Source organism: Streptomyces cellostaticus (assembly GCF_023630175.1).
GTDB lineage: Bacteria > Actinomycetota > Actinomycetes > Streptomycetales > Streptomycetaceae > Streptomyces > Streptomyces cellostaticus_A.
Genome location: NZ_JALLIN010000132.1, coordinates 1 through 1,318, shown reverse-complemented (window position 1 = coordinate 1,318; position 1,318 = coordinate 1). Strand labels below are relative to the sequence as shown.

The window sequence follows — 1,318 nt, the reverse complement described above, 5'->3', positions numbered from 1 at the left end:
CGGCGGGCGACTGCTTGGCGTCTGCGGCGCCAGTTCGACCAGCTCAGTGCGTGGTGTCGTCCGCGGTGTCCGCTCAGGTGCGGGGGCCGGGGACGACAAGCTGCCAGGAGTCGCCGAACCTCCGCCACTGTGAGCTCGACGACCCCGACCGCCCCACTGGTTGCGCCCCCTTTTCCCGGGCCTGGTGTGCCGTGGCGGCCAGGAAGGCGTGCGCGAGCATGGCCAGGGTGATGTGCCGATACCAGCCCGTGTAGCGGCGGACCTCGTACTGGTCCAGGCCGCATTCGTTCTTCGCGGCCTGGAAACACTCCTCGATCGCCCAGCGCGCTCCGGCGACCCGCACCAGCTCCTGGACGGTGACCTGAAGGGGCGCGTAGGCGAGGTAGTAGGCGATCTCGTCGGGCCTGCTGATGCTGCGCCGGGCCAGTGCCCACCGCATCCGGTGGGGGACCTCGCCCTGGTAGTCGAACTCGGCGACGGCCGGCAGTCGCACCGCCGCCCAGTGATAGATGCGGGGTCCCTTCGCGCCGTCGCCGCAGGAGATCTGCTCCCATGCCTCGTCGGGGGCTTGTGCGAACAGGTCCTCGATCCGTGAACAGCCCACGCTGAACTGGGACTTGGGGACGGCCAGTACGTAGCCGGCGCCCGACTGTTCCAGGAGCCGACGGAATCGGTTGTCCTGTCCGTAGGCGGAATCCGCGGTGACCCAGGCGATGGGCAGCGGCGAGGCGAGGGCCCGCAGCACCATGTGCCGGGCCAGTTCGCCCTTGGTGGCGAACCCTCGCTCGTCAGGAACCTTTGCGGTGCGGCAGCGTTCACGGTCCTCGGTCCAGGACTTGGGGAGGTAGAGCTCACGGTCGACCAGGGCCCGGCCTAGGGTCGTGGCGTAGGCGGCGAAGACGCCGATCTGGCAGTTCTCGGTGCGGCCTGCGGTTCCGGAATACTGACGCTGGACCCCGGCCGAGGTGGTGCCCTTCTTGATGAAGCCGGTGTCGTCGATGATCAGGACACCACTGTCCTCGGCGAGCTTGTCGGCGACGTATTGCTGCAGGTCGTCGCGGATGTCATCGGGCTGCCACTTCGCTCCAGCGAGCAGGTGCTGCAGGCCGTCGGGCGTCGGGTGGCCGGCCTGTTCGGCCAGCTGCCAGCTGTTCTTCCGGGCCACGGGGGCGAGCAGGCCGCGAACGTAGTCCCGCATGCGGCGGCGTAGTTCCACCCGGCCGAAGCGATGGCCGATATTCACGAAGAGGTCGTCCAGTTCGAGGTCCCACTGCGCGGCAACACCCTCGGTGATCACGTGGGGAGGCTGCCCAGCACC

At 68.9% G+C, this 1,318-nt stretch carries 1 protein-coding gene; it reads right to left on the bottom strand.

All coding sequences use genetic code 11. The features are described 5' to 3' along the window. Positions 1-73 precede the first annotated feature (73 nt). Positions 74-1,297, bottom strand: a complete 1,224-nt coding sequence (locus MXD57_RS31305; RefSeq protein ID WP_374114775.1) for an IS701 family transposase — start codon at positions 1,295-1,297, stop codon at positions 74-76. Positions 1,298-1,318: the final 21 nt, after the last annotated feature.